At 35.7% G+C, this 17,683-nt stretch carries 16 protein-coding genes, 1 tRNA gene and 1 pseudogene; 17 read left to right on the top strand and 1 reads right to left on the bottom strand.

Annotated elements, in window-relative coordinates; genetic code table 11:
* Positions 1-19: 19 nt before the first annotated feature.
* On the top strand, positions 20-277 hold the full coding sequence (locus GMB29_RS23960; RefSeq protein WP_136352428.1) for an HPr family phosphocarrier protein: 258 nt from the start codon (positions 20-22) through the stop codon (positions 275-277).
* Between the two features lie 682 nt (positions 278-959).
* Here GMB29_RS23960 and clpP read toward each other — a convergent pair.
* Positions 960-1,559 carry an ATP-dependent Clp endopeptidase proteolytic subunit ClpP gene (clpP, locus tag GMB29_RS23955; RefSeq protein WP_136352429.1) on the bottom strand — a complete coding sequence of 200 codons (600 nt, stop codon included), beginning with the start codon at positions 1,557-1,559 and terminating at the stop codon, positions 960-962.
* Between the two features lie 337 nt (positions 1,560-1,896).
* On the opposite strand from clpP, the gene GMB29_RS23950 reads away from it, so the two are divergent.
* The 16 genes and pseudogenes from GMB29_RS23950 (at position 1,897) to gpmI (ending at position 17,672) form a co-directional block, all read left to right on the top strand.
* A tRNA-Arg gene (locus tag GMB29_RS23950) sits at positions 1,897-1,972 on the top strand.
* Between the two features lie 325 nt (positions 1,973-2,297).
* Positions 2,298-2,654: a hypothetical protein gene (locus GMB29_RS23945; protein WP_155443941.1), complete on the top strand. Its 357-nt coding sequence runs from the start codon at positions 2,298-2,300 to the stop codon at positions 2,652-2,654.
* 160 nt (positions 2,655-2,814) lie between these two features.
* A complete protein-coding gene (locus GMB29_RS23940) occupies positions 2,815-3,264 on the top strand; it encodes a NanQ anomerase/TabA/YiaL family protein (RefSeq protein ID WP_168733800.1) in 450 nt (149 codons plus the stop codon).
* Between the two features lie 156 nt (positions 3,265-3,420).
* Positions 3,421-3,677 (top strand): annotated as a pseudogene (locus GMB29_RS23935) (hemolysin XhlA family protein).
* Positions 3,678-3,736: 59 nt separating this feature from the next.
* A complete protein-coding gene (locus GMB29_RS23930; RefSeq protein ID WP_136352432.1) occupies positions 3,737-4,411 on the top strand; it encodes a peptidoglycan-binding domain-containing protein in 675 nt (224 codons plus the stop codon).
* A 213-nt stretch (positions 4,412-4,624) separates the two neighbouring features.
* Positions 4,625-5,955, top strand: a protein-coding gene (locus GMB29_RS23925; protein ID WP_155443851.1) for an IS3 family transposase whose coding sequence is annotated in 2 segments (ribosomal slippage) — positions 4,625-4,994 and positions 4,994-5,955 — 1,332 coding nt in all. Because the reading frame shifts where the segments join, the coding sequence is not laid out codon by codon here.
* 341 nt (positions 5,956-6,296) lie between these two features.
* A complete protein-coding gene (locus tag GMB29_RS23920) occupies positions 6,297-7,214 on the top strand; it encodes an Ig-like domain-containing protein (RefSeq protein WP_136358951.1) in 918 nt (305 codons plus the stop codon).
* Positions 7,215-8,253: 1,039 nt separating this feature from the next.
* Complete coding sequence (locus GMB29_RS27770) at positions 8,254-8,376, top strand: hypothetical protein (RefSeq protein WP_264766584.1); 123 nt, start codon at positions 8,254-8,256, stop codon at positions 8,374-8,376.
* Between the two features lie 94 nt (positions 8,377-8,470).
* On the top strand, positions 8,471-9,385 hold the full coding sequence (locus tag GMB29_RS23910; RefSeq protein WP_136358949.1) for a GH25 family lysozyme: 915 nt from the start codon (positions 8,471-8,473) through the stop codon (positions 9,383-9,385).
* Positions 9,386-9,852: 467 nt separating this feature from the next.
* Positions 9,853-11,148, top strand: a complete 1,296-nt coding sequence (gene rpoN / locus GMB29_RS23905) for an RNA polymerase factor sigma-54 (RefSeq protein WP_136358947.1) — start codon at positions 9,853-9,855, stop codon at positions 11,146-11,148.
* 21 nt (positions 11,149-11,169) lie between these two features.
* On the top strand, positions 11,170-11,403 hold the full coding sequence (locus GMB29_RS23900; RefSeq protein ID WP_136358945.1) for a glutaredoxin family protein: 234 nt from the start codon (positions 11,170-11,172) through the stop codon (positions 11,401-11,403).
* Between the two features lie 146 nt (positions 11,404-11,549).
* The gene (locus GMB29_RS23895) at positions 11,550-12,569 is read left to right on the top strand and encodes a sugar-binding transcriptional regulator (protein WP_136358943.1); all 1,020 of its coding nucleotides are present in this window, start codon (positions 11,550-11,552) and stop codon (positions 12,567-12,569) included.
* 114 nt (positions 12,570-12,683) lie between these two features.
* Positions 12,684-13,691, top strand: a complete 1,008-nt coding sequence (gap, locus tag GMB29_RS23890; RefSeq protein ID WP_136358941.1) for a type I glyceraldehyde-3-phosphate dehydrogenase — start codon at positions 12,684-12,686, stop codon at positions 13,689-13,691.
* Positions 13,692-14,016: 325 nt separating this feature from the next.
* Positions 14,017-15,201, top strand: coding sequence for a phosphoglycerate kinase (locus GMB29_RS23885; RefSeq protein WP_136358939.1), 1,185 nt, complete (start codon positions 14,017-14,019; stop codon positions 15,199-15,201).
* A gap of 181 nt (positions 15,202-15,382) precedes the next feature.
* Positions 15,383-16,144 carry a triose-phosphate isomerase gene (gene tpiA / locus GMB29_RS23880; RefSeq protein WP_136358937.1) on the top strand — a complete coding sequence of 254 codons (762 nt, stop codon included), beginning with the start codon at positions 15,383-15,385 and terminating at the stop codon, positions 16,142-16,144.
* Complete coding sequence (gene gpmI, locus GMB29_RS23875) at positions 16,137-17,672, top strand: 2,3-bisphosphoglycerate-independent phosphoglycerate mutase (protein ID WP_136358935.1); 1,536 nt, start codon at positions 16,137-16,139, stop codon at positions 17,670-17,672. The genes tpiA and gpmI overlap by 8 nt, the downstream gene beginning before the upstream one ends.
* Positions 17,673-17,683: the final 11 nt, after the last annotated feature.

The following is a 17,683-nucleotide window of genomic DNA, read 5'->3' as shown; positions in this document are numbered from 1 at the left end:
AAGAGAAGAGGAGATAAATATGATTGAAAAGAAAGTTGAAGTTTACCTGAAAACGGGATTACAAGCTCGCCCAGCCGCATTATTTGTGCAAGAAGCAAACCGTTTTTCATCAGATGTTTTCCTAGAGAAAGATGGTAAAAAAGTTAATGCAAAAAGTATTATGGGTCTTATGAGCTTAGCGGTCAGCTCTGGATCTGAAATTACTCTTATTGCTGAAGGCAATGACGAACAAGAAGCAGTTGAAACGTTAGCAGCTTATGTGCAACAAGAAGGATAAATAGATAAGCACACCGCTTTTACATTAAGCGGTGTGCTTTTTTAACAGATATTATTGTACAGATAAAGGATAATAAAAAAGATCAAGGACAAAAAGGTAGCTAACACGAAAATAAGAGTTTCATCAAAGTTATGAAGGATCTATTGAATGGAAATAAAGTGGGGAAAGTCCTTCATCGAGTTTATGAAGGACTTTTTGAAAGAAAATAAAGTGGAAAAGGTCCTTCATCGAGTTTATGAAGGACCTTTTGAAAGAAAATAAAGTGGAAAAGGTCCTTCATCGAGTTTATGAAGGACTTTTTGAAAGAAAATAAAGCGGAAAAGGTCCTTCATCGAGTTTATGAAGAACTTTTTGAAAGAAAATAAAGCGAAAAAGGTCTCTCATCGAGTTTATGAAGGACCTTTTGAAAGAAAATAAAGCGGAAAAGGTCTCTCATCGAGTTTATGAAGGACCTTTTAAAAGAAAATAAAGCGGAAAAGGTCCTTCATCGAGTTTATGAAGGACTTTTTGAAAGAAATTAAAGCGGTCAAGGCCCCTCATCAAGATTATATAACGCTAATTTTATTTGAAAAAAAAAGCGTGAATTCTAGTATGAATTCACGCTTTAAATCATGATGTGCTTTTCATATTAGCACCAAGTATGACAACCCGATACCTAAAAAAAGCTAGATTCTTTCCAAAATTACTTTTTGCTATCAAGTACATTGCGATCTAACACTTTATCAACTAAGCCATACTCTAATGCACGGCTTGCTGTCATAAAGTTATCACGCTCTGTATCACGCTCGATCACATCTAGAGGCTGGCCAGTACGCTCAGATAAAATTTGGTTTAATTTGTCACGTAAGAAAAGAATACGCTTAGCAGCGATTTCGATTTCAGTCGCTTGACCTTGTGCTCCGCCAAGTGGTTGGTGAATCATGACTTCACTGTTAGGAAGGGCATAGCGTTTCCCTTTTTCACCAGCAGCAAGTAGGAATGCACCCATAGAAGCAGCCATACCGATACAAATAGTTGAAACTTGTGGTTTAATAAATTGCATTGTATCGTAAATCGCCATACCAGCTGTAATCGATCCACCAGGGCTGTTAATATAGATTGAAATATCTTTTTCTGGATCTTCCGCTTCTAAGAATAATAGCTGTGATACGATTGAGTTTGCCACATTATCATCAATACCACTACCAAGCATAATAATACGGTCTTTTAAAAGACGGGAGTAAATGTCGTAAGCACGCTCACCACGGTTTGTTTGTTCAATAACTGTAGGGATTAAATTCATTTTCTATTCCTCCTTCGTAATAAGAAAGATTGTACTAAGGATATATAGTGATTTTTATGTAATCCTTAAGTACAGTGTTAAGCATAAATAAGTAATTCTTTATGTAGTTCCATCATACAACTAAGGTCAATAAAGGTCAAACGAAAAGACTGAAGAACCTTCACGAACTTTGTCTATACCATTCTATGTTCCGTTTACGCATAACATGTATTCATGTTTCCCAAATTTTCCATGTTTCAAACGGCCATGCTTACGAAGCAAAAAATAAGTTGGTTTAAAAAGACAGTTGAAATTACCGGAAAGTTCCCGTATAATTTTCGTTACTGGTGTTATATTTGCGCTCGTAGCTCAGTTGGATAGAGCGGTGGTTTCCGGTACCACGTCTGCCGGGGGTTCGAATCCCTCCGAGCGCGTCATAGAAGTCAAAAATAGCAAGGGTCTGAGTTGATCTCAGATCCTTGCTATTTTTTTGTGAAAAAGAGGTTTGCAAACATTTTGCAAACCTTAAGTTCGATAAGTGCATGTTTTTTTATGGATAAGAAAATTTATTATAAGAAATAAAAACTAATACAACATTTAGTATAATATTTCCATACACTATTTAATTGACAAAAATAATAAAAGAGGATTTGATACTAATAAATTTAATGTTTTTGGAGGATCATACGGAGTTTTTACAAGAATGCTTGGAGCTGTGCCATATAGGCAAGACCAAATGACTTACATGAAATTTCAAATTTGCTTCAAGATATAATGTATAACGAACAAAATAAGCATTTGGATTCTATGTTTATATTAGGTGGCATTGATAAAAACAATGAACTAATATTATTTCAAAGAGGTAGAGACGAAAACAAAATGACAGTGAAAACTCCTGAAAATATTCCACAAGTTACCTACTTACCAAATGAGGAAGCAATGGTATTAGATTTTGATTCAATAATTGGACCTAGAATGTATAAATTGATTCACGGAAAAGGTAAAATAACACCAAATAAAGTACTAAAATTGCACTTGCTACTGAATAGTGAAGTCGAGAAAGTTGATTCAACTGTAGGCAAGAAAACAAGAGAATTAATAATAAAAAGGGAATAATTATTTAATAAGATTCATCAATTAAATGGCTCTTTTTTAACTTGATTAATAAACAATCGTAGAAAAATGCCACATAAATTAACCTCATAAAATGGTAAACAAATTTGTTATACCTTATAATTAATAATTGATTTTATTTTGAATTTAATGGGGGATAACTTTGATAATCGATAAACTTTCAAATGCTGAATTATATTATGGCCTTCATCCTCGTATAAAAAAAGGACTTCAATTTCTTATTGATAATGACTTGAATTCATTAACACCTGGTAAATACGAAATTGAGGAAGATAACATTTTTGTTTTAATTCAAGAATATGAGACTATTCATACTGAACAAGGACGTTGGGAAGCTCACTATAAATACACTGATATTCAATTTATGATTAGTGGAAAAGAGTACATGGGTTATGCGAATGTAGATGGATTGAAAGTAGTAGAAAAACATAAAGAAAAAGATATAATGTTTCTTGATGGCAATGGCGATCTATTAATGGTAAATCAAGGGAGTTTTACTATCTTTTCACCTGAAGATGCCCATATGCCAACACTATGTGTTCAGGAACCTCAACAAGTTAAAAAGGCAGTTGTGAAGGTTTTTTGTGATTAATAAAGGTAAGTTGTGAATTGAGTAATATCTGAAGAACGAAAGAAGCAAGCACATAAAAAATATCATTTTCTTTTAGTCCTCATCATAGAGGGCTTTTTATTTTGCCTTCATGGAGGTGATCTAAAAAAATATATATATATAAAGGGGGAGAGAGCAATGTTACAGGCTACGGAGGTACAACAGAAAATAAATACAATTGCTGAATTAAAAGCTGATGTGAAAAACTTGGACAAAGCGTCTCCACACTTGAAAGGACTTCAGATCGGCACGATCAACAAATCATTTCGATGAATGAGAAGTTAAATAAAATAGATGATAACACTACTTGGATCAAACGCACTATTATTGACGCAAGAATTACAGCGATTAGCACCGGAGTAATCGTCGGAGCAATCGTATGCGGCAACATCTAGTTCGCAAGTAAATGTAAATATTAATCTAGAATATTTAAAGAAAAACTTTAGTTACTGGAATGTCAAAATCACAAGTTAAACAAATATTAGGTAATGAGTATAAAGAGGGGATTGATCATATTGATGGTCATGAATTATGGAGATTTGAAATTGGGAAAGTTGAAGGTTATGAGTTTAATAGTCCAAATGAAGATGCAATCGATATTAATGGAATAAAAAATGGTAGGTTAAAATACTTTGTGTCTCTTACGTTCGAAAAAGAAGTTGTAAAGAGTGTATATATCCGTTACTTAGATAGCGGTGGAAAAGTCCCTGAATATTATAAAAATGATTCAGGCTATGTAAGAGATAATGGAAAGGAATCTAGTGTAAATAATAGTAAGTTTATTGATTTTGGTGATAGTGGTGAACAGGTTAAAAAGGTGCAAAGACAACTAAACTCTAAAAGATTTGGTTTACCACGGTATGGTAGTGATGGTGTTTTTGGAGAAGAGACAGAGAAAGCTGTTAGAGCTTTTCAAAAACAGCAAGGAATTCTTGTTGATGGTATAGTAGGTCCTGTTACTTTGCAAAAATTAGGTATTAATAGTAACGATAGTGTTAAAGAGTTTGGCTATCCTGGATATATTATTAAAAAGGGATCAACCGGTAGTAATGTAAAGAATATTCAAGAGGTAATAGGAGTTAAAGTAGATGGGATTGTTGGACCTAAAACTTGGAATCAGATGTTTTAAATGGTATAAACCTTTTGTTCTTACTAAAGGGTGTACCTTTCCAACGGGTAACACACTTTCTTGAAATAACAAAAAGCCCTTCTCCAAATGATGAACTATACCCCGAATAACGGACACCACTATAAAAGGTGCCCCATATTCGGGGTTTTTTGTACCTCTCAAAAAAATCCCGTTTATAATAAACTTAATGAATATGAACGGGGGATTATCTTAATGAGGAATTTATATACAGATTTTCAAATTAAGGAATTAGAAAAAAATCCAAATATAGTAAGTGTTTCAGAACGGACAATCACCTACAGTCCTGATTTTAAGATAAAAGCAGTACAGGAATATAAACAAGGGAAGTTACCTTCTCAGATCTTTATTGAAAATGGATTTGAATTAGAGATTATTGGCAAAAAGCAACCTAAACGTTGTCTCCAAAGATGGAGGGAAACCTATGATCGTTTTGGTGAGGAAGGGTTCCTTACGGAACGTCGTGGTAAGGGAAGTACAGGGAGACCATCCTCAAAATCCCTTTCTGTAGAGGAACAACTTAAGAAGGCAGAAGCTCGGATTAAATTCCTAGAGGCTGAGAATGATTTTTTAAAAAAGCTAGAAGAATTAGAAAGGCAGGCGTTGAAGAAGAAAAGATATTAACAAAGGCTGAAACGTTTTATTTGATTGAGAAGACAATTAGGGAACACCAGTTGAAGGGTTCTGTTACCTACCTATGCAAATTAGCAGGTGTAAGTCGTAGTGGCTATTATGACTGGCTAAAGTCTGCCTTATCACGGGAACTTCGAGAAGAGAAGGACGAATTAGATATAGAACTAATTAGGCATATCTTTATAAGTAAAAAGGAGAAGGTTGGAGCCCTTCAAATCAAAATGTTCTTGGAGAATGATTATTTAGCTGTGATGAACCACAAGAAGATTAGACGGTTGATGGCTAAATATAATCTAGTAGCCAAGATTAGAAGGACAAATCCTTATCGAAAAATAACAAGGGCGACTCAGGAACATCGTACCTGCCCCAATATCCTTAATCGTGAATTTAGCCAGGAAGAGCCAGGGAAAGTGTTACTTACGGATATTACCTATATTTATTATGGTAATGGACAGAAGGCTTATTTATCTTGCGTTAAAGATGGAACAACGAAAGAAATCCTAGCTTATTATTTATCGACTTCCTTGAAAATGGATATTGTACATAAGACACTGATAAAGTTAGAAAAAGCAGTAAATGGCTACTTCCATCCGGAAGCAATCTTACATTCAGATCAAGGGTTTCACTATACTCATCCTGAATTCCAGATGAAAGTAAAGAAATTAGGACTAACACAATCCATGTCCCGCAAGGGGAATTGTTGGGACAATGCCCCAATGGAAGGATTCTTTGGCCACTTCAAGGATTTGGCTGAGTTTAAAACGTGTGAAAGTATATCTGAAGTGAAAATAGAAATCGATAGAGTAATAGAGGATTATAACAACTACCGTTATCAATGGGGCTTAATGAAAATGACCCCGGCACAATACCGGGGTTACTTATTAGCAGCATAGGCACTTTTTTTAAACTGTCCGTAATGTGGGGCACAGTTCATGAGAGGGGATTTTATTTATTCTTCCTATACTTCATTTATATCTTTAAAATTAGTTACTCCACAAGTTCATCTAATATAATGGACTCTTCAAATTTATTAAACCCTTTATCTTTTTTCACATTTAGAATACTCATTGTTATTATTGTGCCTATCGAATTAATTACAAATATTCCAATATTGATCCGATCAATATTTAGATTGTAAAATCCTGTCGAAAAACAGAAATGAAAATATTTCCTGTTAAAAGGAAATATATAGTAAAATTGATATAGATACAAATAACTAAAGAGGAGAGTTTAGATGAATAAAAGGGGAATTATATCAATTTTAACTGTAGGCTTAATATTTTCATCACTATCATTAGGCACTGTTCATGCAGAGGATAATCAGTATGAATTGTCAAAAAAAGCGATTGATCAACAAAATGAATTGAAAAAACCACTAAATGAAGACATTCATAATTCTCGTGTGTTTGAGGTATTTGAGACTAATTCTCTAAAAACATTGAAAGGTACTCAAAACTCAAAAAATATTAATGGTAACAAAAGCATTAGCGCTGCTAACAAAGATCCATTGTTTGAGAGTGAATATAATGACGAATTTAGAGTAGCAGACTCAATGTTACTTAATAGATTGATGTATGGGCAATTTCTACCTATGTACGATACCGATATTTTTAAGGTAACAATACCAAAGAAAGGTTTATTTTTGGTAGCAGGTTCTTCAAACTCTTATGCTATTGAACTAGCTTTTGGTACTTTTGAAAAAGATTATAAAGATAATGGTAACTTAGAATACTTAGGATCAGAGTTTAATGGGGATGTCGAAGTGCAGGTATATCAAGTGCATAAAGGAGGTACATATTACATATCTGCATTTGACTATGATAATACATACGATCTTGATGATAATACTTATGACGATATGTATGCTTTCATGGCTTCATTTGTAGATAATGTAAAGCCCACAATGCCAACTGTAAATAAGGTGGATAGTAATGACAAAGTGGTAACTGGAAAAGCTGAACCTAATTCTTCTGTTAATGTTAGGCATGGAAAAACAGGACTAGGTACTGCCAAAGCTACATCCAAAGGTGATTTTTCTGTTAAAATTACGGCTCAAAAAGCAGGAGCAAAATTGACAGTTACAGCAAAAGATGCTGCTAATAATGTGAGTCCGACAGCAAAGGTAACTGTGGCAAAGGCAAGTAAGAAGTAAATCAATTTATTTTTTTAACTTGGTTCGTACTTATTGAAGAAGTACAAAAGCCCTCTCCTTAGAAAAGAGAGGGTTATTTATATCTAATCTTCCCAAATATCCTTCATTAAATCTTCAATTTCTCGTCTTAGCTTTTCAGTTTCATTCTTTAATACTTTTACTTTATCTCCTTCAATTTCTACAACGTCACCAACATTGGCTTTATTGGTAAATATTATAAAATGAATTCAAAATGAATACATTAAAGCCTTTTGTCAGGTGAAAAGACAACCACGCATATTCAAACGATCCAACATTATCAGCTGCTAACCACAAGTACGAAACCAACTAAATTGCGCATAAAAAAGACCCCCTAATAATAGGTGGTCTTTCATTTGAATAATTCCCCAAATATTTTACCAGTTACTTTTCCTGCTACTCTTCTTACGATCCTCTTTCCAATAGTACCTTTTTTACAGTATTTACATCTCCTAGGATTTTTGATAATGTGTATAAGAATGATCTAAAACCATGCATGATATTCACTCCTCATAATTGTAAAGGTCATCCACACATACAACCTAAAAACAAGCAAGTTTAAAAGCTTTATCGATAGGCATATAGTTTCGGTTATTTATCTAGTAGAAAATCAGCTATAATATCAAAAATATATACTTTTAATGAAATTATATAATGGAACAAAATAATAATGTTTGCAAACAAAATTGCAAATAGAAGTACTAACGCAATACGAAAAATATGATGTGAACTTACTAAACTATCTATATAATACCCCTGAAAAAACGGGAAATCCATACACTGTGAAAGATAATAAAATGTTCTTAATTGGTTTCCGGTACCACGTCTGCCGGGGGTTCGAATCCCTCCGAGCGCGTCATAGAAGTCAAAAATAGCAAGGATCCTGAGTTCATCTCAGATCCTTGCTATTTTTTGTGGATGATAAAAAATCTTCTTAAACTGGGGATTTAAAAACAGCTTAAAAGGGTATAACAGGATATCCTACCTATTTATCATAAAACAAGAATGAAGGAGAATGACTATGAATGCATCGATGCCAAGTGAGTTAGTATGGAGATTAGTACGTGCGTTTACTAATCAGGATAAAGAAGAAATTAAAAGACTCAATCATATATGGTTTCACCAATTAAAAAAAGCCGCTTAATAACCCATGTTTCGGAAAAAAGAACCATCACATCTCATGAAAAGAAGCTGCCTAACGGTGGCTTTTTTACTTTGAAAATGAGAGGATAAATAGTATGAAAACATTTAAAGGAATTGACGTTAGCCATTGGCAGGGGAAGATAGATTGGAAAAAGGTTCGACATGCAGGAATTGATTTTGTGTTGATAAAAGCAACAGAGGGAGTGGGTTTTACTGATCCAATGTTTAAGGTTAATGCAAAAGGTGCATTGGCCCAGAACTTTCCTAAGGGAGTTGGAGCATATCACTTTGCGAGAATTACTTCTGTTGCGGATGCCCTTGAGGAAGCAAACTATTTTGTGGCAGTTACGAAGGAATTCAATTTTACTGGACCATTGGTGTTAGATCTTGAAACGAATAAAGCAAAGTTAAATAAAGAGCAATTAACAATGGCGGCTGAAGCGTTTTTAGATCTTGTGAAAAGGGAGTCAGAAAAGAACGTTGCGCTTTACGTCAATAAAAATTTCCATGATAACTACATTCATAAAATTGATGTCCCATTATGGTTAGCTCGCTATCGAGATGAAAGCAGAGGTCCTGGGGTAGAATGTGATATTTGGCAGTACACGGATACTGGACGAGTTGAAGGGATTAGCGGCCCTGTTGATATGAATATTGCTTATGGCGATATCACGATGACAAAACAAAGCGAAAACGCTTTGAATCATGGAGAATATAGGACTGAAAAAGGTGATACATTAAGTCACTTAGCTGCAACATTCAAAACCACAATAAAGGAACTTCTACAGCTTAATCAATCTTCAAACCCTCATGATGACCAAAACAGAAAACATGAAGGAAAAGAATCTGCAGCAGCTATACCATCACATAAGTACTATACGATTAAATCTGGTGATACATTAAGTGCAATCGCTTTAAGAAATAAAACCTCTGTTAAACAGCTTCAGCAATGGAACAAGATTAAAAATGCAAACAAAATTTATGCTGGTCAGAAGATCAGAGTGAAATAAAAAAAGATAGATGAAAAATGAACGTGTCATGTTCAAATAAGGGATACGTAAGAATTATTCATTCTTGCATTTTGCAGGAGGACAAATCCCTACGTGCGTTATTACGACGAGGACTTTTGATAAGAGAAAACTCGTCTTTTTTCATGATGTAAATCAATTTGCAGATATTTAGCTAAATTCAGCATTTTTTTACCTAAAAAGCATATTCATGTAGTAAGATAGTAGTATGCGACTAAATTATAGGATTTTAGAACCAACGTATTGAAAGCGTTTACTTAATGCGTTAAGATGGAACTTAGCAAAACCAATGATCAATTCAGTTAGATAAAACCTATACTAATAAGTATATAGAATACAAGTATCTGATCAAATACATACTAATTATTTTGTTGAATAGTAGTTTTCACATGTATAAATGTGTATGTTTTGTGCACTAAGTGTAAAATGTAAAAATAGGGGGAAATAAAATGAAAATTGGGTTAATACAAGAACAATCGTTAAAATTAAAAATGACTCAAGAGTTACAGCAAGCAATCACTTTATTACAATATTCATCAGCTGATCTCCTTTCATATGTCCAGGAACTCACAATGGAAAATCCCCTTATTGAAGTGCGCGAAACGTATAGTACACCGTATAGACAGCAAAGGGCTAAATCTTCGGATAAGCAATCCTTTATCGAAAATACATTGCAGGATAAAACGAATCTTCGAGATCATTTGCGAAATCAATTAATTGATTTTTCGATGAAAAGAAAGGATAGAGTTTGTTTAGAACTACTAATCAATGCACTTGATGCAAATGGTTATTTAAAGGATGACCTAGGTGAACTGGCAAGTGTCTTGAACGTATCCGACGAATTTCTTGAGAGCAAGCTATATTTATTGCAAAGTCTAGATCCTGCAGGCATTGGTGCCCGCTCACTTCAGGAATGTATTTTATTACAACTTAGACGACTTCCTGTTCGAAATATGACAGCTGAACATATCATATCCGATCATTTTCAAGCTTTTGCCGAAAAGTCTTGGAAGGACCTGGCGAAAAAGCTTACTATTTCAATTTGTGAAATACAAGAAATACAACATTTAATTAAAACGCTTGAGCCTAGACCTGGCTTAAAGTATGAAAGTAATGAATCAACATATGTGACTCCAGACATCATCGTAAGAAGGTCAAATAATGAATTGCAAATTATTTATAATGACGAGCTTATGCCGCAACTACTATTCAATCAACCTATAGAATCAGATATTCCAAACAAGTTAGATCTTGAAACGAAAGACTATTATTCTAAAAAGCTAACACAGGGTAAATGGCTTCAAAGAGCATTAGAGCAGCGTAAAGAGACGATGATTAATGTGATGAGGGTGATTACTGAAAAACAAAAGGACTATTTCCTTTATGGTAAAAACCAACTAAAACCGTTAACATTGAAGAATATTGCCGAAATACTTGATATTCATGAATCAACTGTAAGCAGAACGGTAAAGGATAAATATGTTCAAACACCACATGGTCTTGTCAGTATGAAGTCATTTTTCTCCAATAAGCTTGATGAAGAAAAGGGCGAAATTTCCACCACATCAGTAAAGATAAGGCTAAAAGAATTAATTGATGCTGAGGATAAAAACAAACCATTATCAGATCAAAAAATTGCAAATAGCCTAAAAGCAAGCTATGGAATAACGATTTCGAGACGAACGGTAACGAAATATCGTGAGCAATTAAATATTCCGACATCAGGAATAAGAAAGCAGTATTAAGAATGGATGTGCCAGCAGCTAATGAAGAAAGTTATTTTTTACTCAAAGGAAAATTGCTCCTTATGTACGAAGGGGCTTGCAGTATTAGAAGATATTCAACAGGAAATTCCATTTGATTATGAAATTGTTGATATTTACAAGGATGATCAACTCCTTGAGTTATATCAGCTTATGATTCCTGTTGTAAAAATTGGTAAAGATGTTGTTTCTTATGGGATTTTAGAAAAAGAAGAGATAAGAAAGCGGTTACTTTAAAAAAGAAGTGAATCATTCTTGAATATGCAAAACTTCCCTGTTAGAATAAAGATGTAGCAAGGAAGATTTTTTTTTGAGTAGGCGGGACATAATATGTCATACCGGGACATAATTGGTCCATACCGACTCAGAAAGGGATAGCAAAAATGAATTCATTAATAGAAGTACAAAAGAAATTATTGCCTGACCTGTTGCAGGTTATGCAAAAACGCTATCAAATTCTTCAATACATTCGATTGATGCAGCCGATTGGACGTAGAAGTCTCTCAACAAGTCTTGGATTAAGTGAAAGAATCCTGAGAACAGAAGTTCAGTTTTTAAAAGATCAGGATTTAATCGACATTCACACATCAGGTATGTCTCTAACAAAAGAAGGTTCTTCTCTTTTAATTATTCTCGAAGAAATGATGAAAGATGTTTTAGGTCTCTCACATTTGGAAAATAAATTAAAGGAAAGATTTAATCTAGACAAAGTGATCGTTGTTTCTGGTGATAGTGATCAATCTCCATGGGTGAAAAAAGAAATGGGAAGAGCATGTGTATCATGTATAAAAGAGCGATTAGACGGTAAAAATATCGTCGCTGTAACTGGAGGGACAACAACTGCAGCTGTTGCAGAAATGATGACACCAGATAGTAAGAATCGTGAAATTCTTTTTGTTCCAGCACGTGGAGGACTTGGAGAGAATGTGGAGAACCAAGCGAATACAATCTGTGCAAAGATGGCAGAACGTGCAAGTGGGAATTATCGACTTTTGCATGTGCCAGATCAGCTTAGCAAGGATGCGTATCAATCAATAATCGAGGAACCCTCAATAAAAGAACTCTTAAGCATAATGAAATCCTCTAGTATGGTTGTTCATGGAATAGGAGACGCTAAAACTATGGCGGAGCGCCGGAGAACTCCGGAGGCAGATTTTCTTAAAATCAAAAAAGGAAATGCCGTAGGAGAAGCTTTTGGTTATTATTTTGACCATGAGGGTGAAATTGTACATAAGGTTCAAACAGTAGGGATTCAGCTAAGTGACATTGGCGAGGTACCAAATGTTATTGCAGTAGCAGGTGGTGCTTCAAAAGCAAAGGCAATTAGAGCCTATATGAAACAAGCATTAGATTCTGTCTTAATAACAGATGAAGGTGCTGCAAATGAGTTAATAAGGGATTAATCATCCCTGATTATATACGTTCATTTCTTTCAAATTAGTAAGAGGTGAACACATTAATTAATGTAGCGTTCAAAGGTACTTATACCTTGAACATATTAAAGGAGGAAATTTATCATGGCAGTAAAAATCGGTATTAATGGTTTTGGTCGTATTGGTCGTAATGTATTCCGTGCAGCTTTAAAAAATCCTAACGTTGATGTTGTTGCAGTAAACGACTTAACAGATGCTAACATGTTAGCTCATCTTTTAAAATATGATTCAGTTCACGGAAAATTAGATGCAGAAGTAACTGTTGACGGTAACAACCTTGTTGTTGACGGAACAACAATTCAAGTTTCTGCTGAGCGTGACCCATCTAAATTATCTTGGGGTGAGCAAGGTGTTGAAATCGTTGTTGAATCTACTGGTTTCTTCACAAAACGTGCTGACGCTGCAAAACACTTAGAAGCAGGCGCTAAAAAAGTTATCATTTCTGCTCCAGCAAGTGATGAAGATATTACAATCGTTATGGGTGTTAACCAAGATAAATACGATGCAGCTAGCCACGATGTAATCTCTAACGCTTCTTGTACAACTAACTGTTTAGCTCCATTTGCTAAAGTATTAAATGATAAATTTGGTATCAACCGTGGTATGATGACAACAATTCACTCATACACAAATGACCAACAAATCTTAGACTTACCACATAAAGACTACCGTCGTGCTCGTGCAGCAGCTGAAAACATGATCCCAACAACAACTGGTGCAGCTAAAGCAGTAGCATTAGTATTACCTGAATTAAAAGGTAAATTAAACGGTGGAGCAGTTCGTGTTCCAACTCCAAACGTTTCTTTAGTTGACTTAGTTGCTGAGTTAGATGCAGAAGTAACTGTTGACGAAATCAATGCAGCTCTTAAAGAAGCAGCTGAAGGAGATCTTAAAGGTATCCTTGGTTACAGCGAAGAGCCACTAGTTTCTGGTGACTACAATGGTAACCAAAACTCTTCTACAATCGATGCACTTTCTACAATGGTTATGGAAGGTAAAATGGTTAAAGTTATCTCTTGGTATGATAACGAAACTGGTTACTCTAACCGTGTAGTAGATCTTGCTGATTACATTGCTCAACAAGGTCTTTAATCCTTAAAACATACAAACTCTTCATGGGAGAGTTTCATAATAAGGGATATTGCAAGAAAAAAATGGGGAAAGGGGATAATCCCCTTTCCCTTTTTCGGTATTATTCGTTATTATTATCTATGGAGGACTGAAAGGGAGATAAAGCCTTTCAAAAATAGCTGGGTGTACTTTGGATCATACCTGGTTTTGGTGTTTAGCTGCAGTGTCGCTGCCTCGTGGTCATAAGTGAATCCACCCGAATGGTAAAACGTTCTGGGAGGCTTGTTTTTTGCTTGTAACGGGGTTGAAAGACGCTTCCGCATTTCAATTAAATGGAGGGCTTTTCATGAACAAGAAGTCAGTAAAAGACATTGATGTCAAAGGGAAAGTCGTCTTTTGTCGCGTTGATTTTAACGTACCGATGAAAGATGGACAAGTTACAGATGAAACACGTATCCGTGCAGCATTACCTACGATTCAATACCTTAGTGAACAAGGTGCTAAAGTCGTTTTAGCTAGCCATTTAGGTCGTCCAAAAGGTCAAGTAGTGGAAGAGCTTCGTTTAAATGCAGTTGCTGAAAAACTACAAGAGCTTATAGGTAAAAATGTTGTAAAAACAGACGAAGCTTATGGCGAAGCAGTGAAAGCTGAAATTGCAAAATTAGAAGAGGGCGGCATTCTATTATTAGAAAACGTTCGTTTCTATCCTGGTGAAGAAAAGAATGATCCGGAATTAGCGAAAGCATTTGCTGATTTAGCTGATGTTTATGTAAATGATGCATTTGGTGCAGCACATCGTGCACATGCTTCAACTGAAGGAATTGCTAAGCATATTCCAGCTGTTGCAGGTTTCTTAATGGAAAAAGAACTTGAAGTATTAGGAAAAGCTTTATCAAATCCTGAACGTCCATTTACTGCAATCATTGGCGGAGCAAAAGTAAAAGATAAAATCGGTGTTATTGAAAACCTGCTTAACAAAGTTGATAACCTGATCATCGGTGGCGGATTAGCTTACACATTTATCAAAGCTTTAGGCCATGATGTTGGTAAATCACTATTAGAAGAAGATAAAGTAGATTTAGCAAAATCTTTCCTTGATCAAGCAAAGGAAAAAGGCGTTAATTTCTACATGCCTGTCGATATCGTTGTAGCAGATGATTTCTCAAATGATGCAAATACTCAAATTGTATCAATTGACAGTATTCCTAGCGATTGGGAAGGTCTTGACGCAGGTCCAAAATCACGTGAAATTTATGCAGATGTTATTAAAAAATCCAAATTGGTTATTTGGAATGGACCAATGGGCGTATTCGAATTAGATGCATTTGCTGGTGGAACTAAGGCTGTTGGTGAAGCACTTGCTGAAGCAAAAGATACATATTCAGTCATTGGAGGAGGAGATTCAGCAGCGGCTGTCGAAAAGTTTGGCTTGGCAGATAAAATGAGCCATATTTCTACAGGCGGTGGAGCTTCTCTTGAATTTATGGAAGGTAAAGAACTTCCAGGTGTTGTAGCATTAAACGATAAGTAATAAACAAAAGCGTAAGCGCCTTGAACAGCTAGGCGTGGAGCTGGAGCTTTATCACTAGTACGAGAATCAAATCTTAAAGAAATCAAAAACGAATATAGACTTGCTCGTTGAACTATAGGATTTGTCGCGACATCCTTATACGTCAACCACTGCATTTCTATATGAAGAGGACGGTGTAATCATGAGAAAACCGATTATTGCTGGTAACTGGAAAATGAACAAAGTATCTTCTGAAGCTAGAAGCTTTGTAGAAGAAGTAAAAGGTCTAGTGCCTAATGCTGATCATGTTGACTCAGTAGTCTGTGCTCCTGCACTATTCTTAGGAAGTCTAGTAGGCTTAACTGAAGGTAGTGACTTGAAAATCGGTGCACAAAACATGCACTTTGAAGAAAATGGAGCTTTCACTGGCGAAATCAGCCCAGTGGCACTTAAAGATTTAGGTGTTAGCTATGTTGTTTTAGGACACTCTGAGCGCAGAGAAATGTTTGCTGAAACAGATGAGACAGTAAACAAGAAAACAATTGCTGCTTTCAAACATGGTTTAACGCCAATCGTTTGCTGTGGTGAAACACTAGAAGAACGTGAAGCAGGCAAAACAAATGCACTAGTTGGAGAGCAAGTAAAACAAGCTCTACAAGGCTTAACGGAAGATCAAGTAAAACAAACTGTTATTGCTTACGAGCCAATCTGGGCAATCGGTACAGGTAAATCTTCATCTGCACAAGATGCAAATGAAGTATGCGCACATATTCGCCAAGTTGTTAGTGAACAATTCTCAGGGGATGTTGCACAAGCAGTACGTATTCAATACGGCGGCAGTGTAAAACCAGAGAACATTAAAGAATATATGGCACAATCTGATATCGATGGCGCTTTAGTTGGTGGAGCAAGCCTAGAAGCACAATCTTTCCTTCAACTTTTGGAGGCTAGCAATAATGAGTAAAGCACCAGTAGCGTTAATTATCCTTGACGGCTTTGCTTGCCGTGAGGAAACAATGGGAAATGCAGTTGCCCAAGCGAAAAAGCCAAACTTTGATCGCCTTTGGAATCAATATCCACATGCGCAGTTAACGGCTTCTGGTGAAGCTGTAGGTCTTCCTGAAGGACAAATGGGTAACTCTGAAGTTGGTCATTTAAACATCGGTGCAGGCCGCGTTGTGTACCAAAGTTTAACACGTGTGAACGTAGCAATCCGTGAAGGTGAATTTGAAAAAAATGAAACATTTACGGAAGCTATTAACCATGTGAAACAAAACGGTACAAACCTACATCTTTTTGGTTTATTATCTGACGGTGGTGTTCACAGTCATATTCACCATTTATATGCTCTTCTCCAGCTCGCAGCAAAAGAAGGCATAAAAAATGTGTACATCCATGGCTTCTTAGATGGCCGTGATGTTGGACCAAAAACTGCTAAAACATATGTGAATGAATTACTAGAAAAAATCAAAGAATACGGTGTCGGTGAAATTGCGACATTATCAGGCCGTTACTATTCAATGGACCGTGATAAACGTTGGGATCGCGTCGAAAAATCGTACCGTTCAATGGTATATGGTGAAGGTCCTGTTTATAGCAGCCCAATTGAATGTATAGATGATTCTTATAACAATGGAATTTTCGATGAATTCGTCCTTCCATCTGTTATGACGAAAGAAGACGGATCACCTGTTGCCACAATTAGTGAAAACGATGCGGTGATTTTCTATAACTTCCGTCCTGACCGAGCGATTCAAATTTCAAACACGTTTACAAATGAGGATTTCCGCTCATTTGACCGTGGTGAAAAACATCCGAAAAACTTACATTTTGTTTGCTTAACACACTTCAGTGAAACAGTTGATGGGTATGTTGCCTTCAAACCAACAAACCTTGATAATACAATCGGTGAAGTGCTAGCACAAAACAATTTAACTCAGCTTCGGATTGCTGAAACAGAGAAATATCCTCATGTTACATTCTTTATGAGTGGTGGACGTGAAGATAAATTCCCTGGCGAAGAGAGAATCTTAATCAATTCTCCAAAGGTTGCAACATATGATCTTAAGCCGGAGATGAGTGCATATGAAGTAACGGACGCGTTACTTGCAGAAATTGCGGCTGACAAATTTGATGCAATCCTTTTAAACTTTGCAAATCCTGATATGGTTGGCCATTCTGGTATGCTAGAGCCAACGATTAAAGCAATTGAAACAGTTGATGAATGTCTTGGTAAAGTTGTCGATGCAATTCTCGCAAAAGGCGGTAAAGCCATCATTACAGCTGATCATGGAAATTCTGATGAAGTTGTGACACTTGAAGGTGAGCCAATGACTGCTCATACAACGAATCCTGTTCCAGTAATCGTGACGGAGAATGGCATCACACTTCGTGAAGGTGGAAAATTAGGAGACTTAGCTCCAACTATGTTAGACCTATTAAAAGTTGAACAACCAGTTGAAATGACTGGAAAAACATTAATCCAAAAATAAAGGAGAGAAAT

Origin of the sequence: Metabacillus sediminilitoris (genome assembly GCF_009720625.1) — a bacterium.
Lineage (GTDB): Bacteria > Bacillota > Bacilli > Bacillales > Bacillaceae > Metabacillus > Metabacillus sediminilitoris.
The sequence above is the reverse complement of the archived record's forward strand: the minus strand, read 5'-3'. Positions and strand labels throughout refer to the sequence as shown.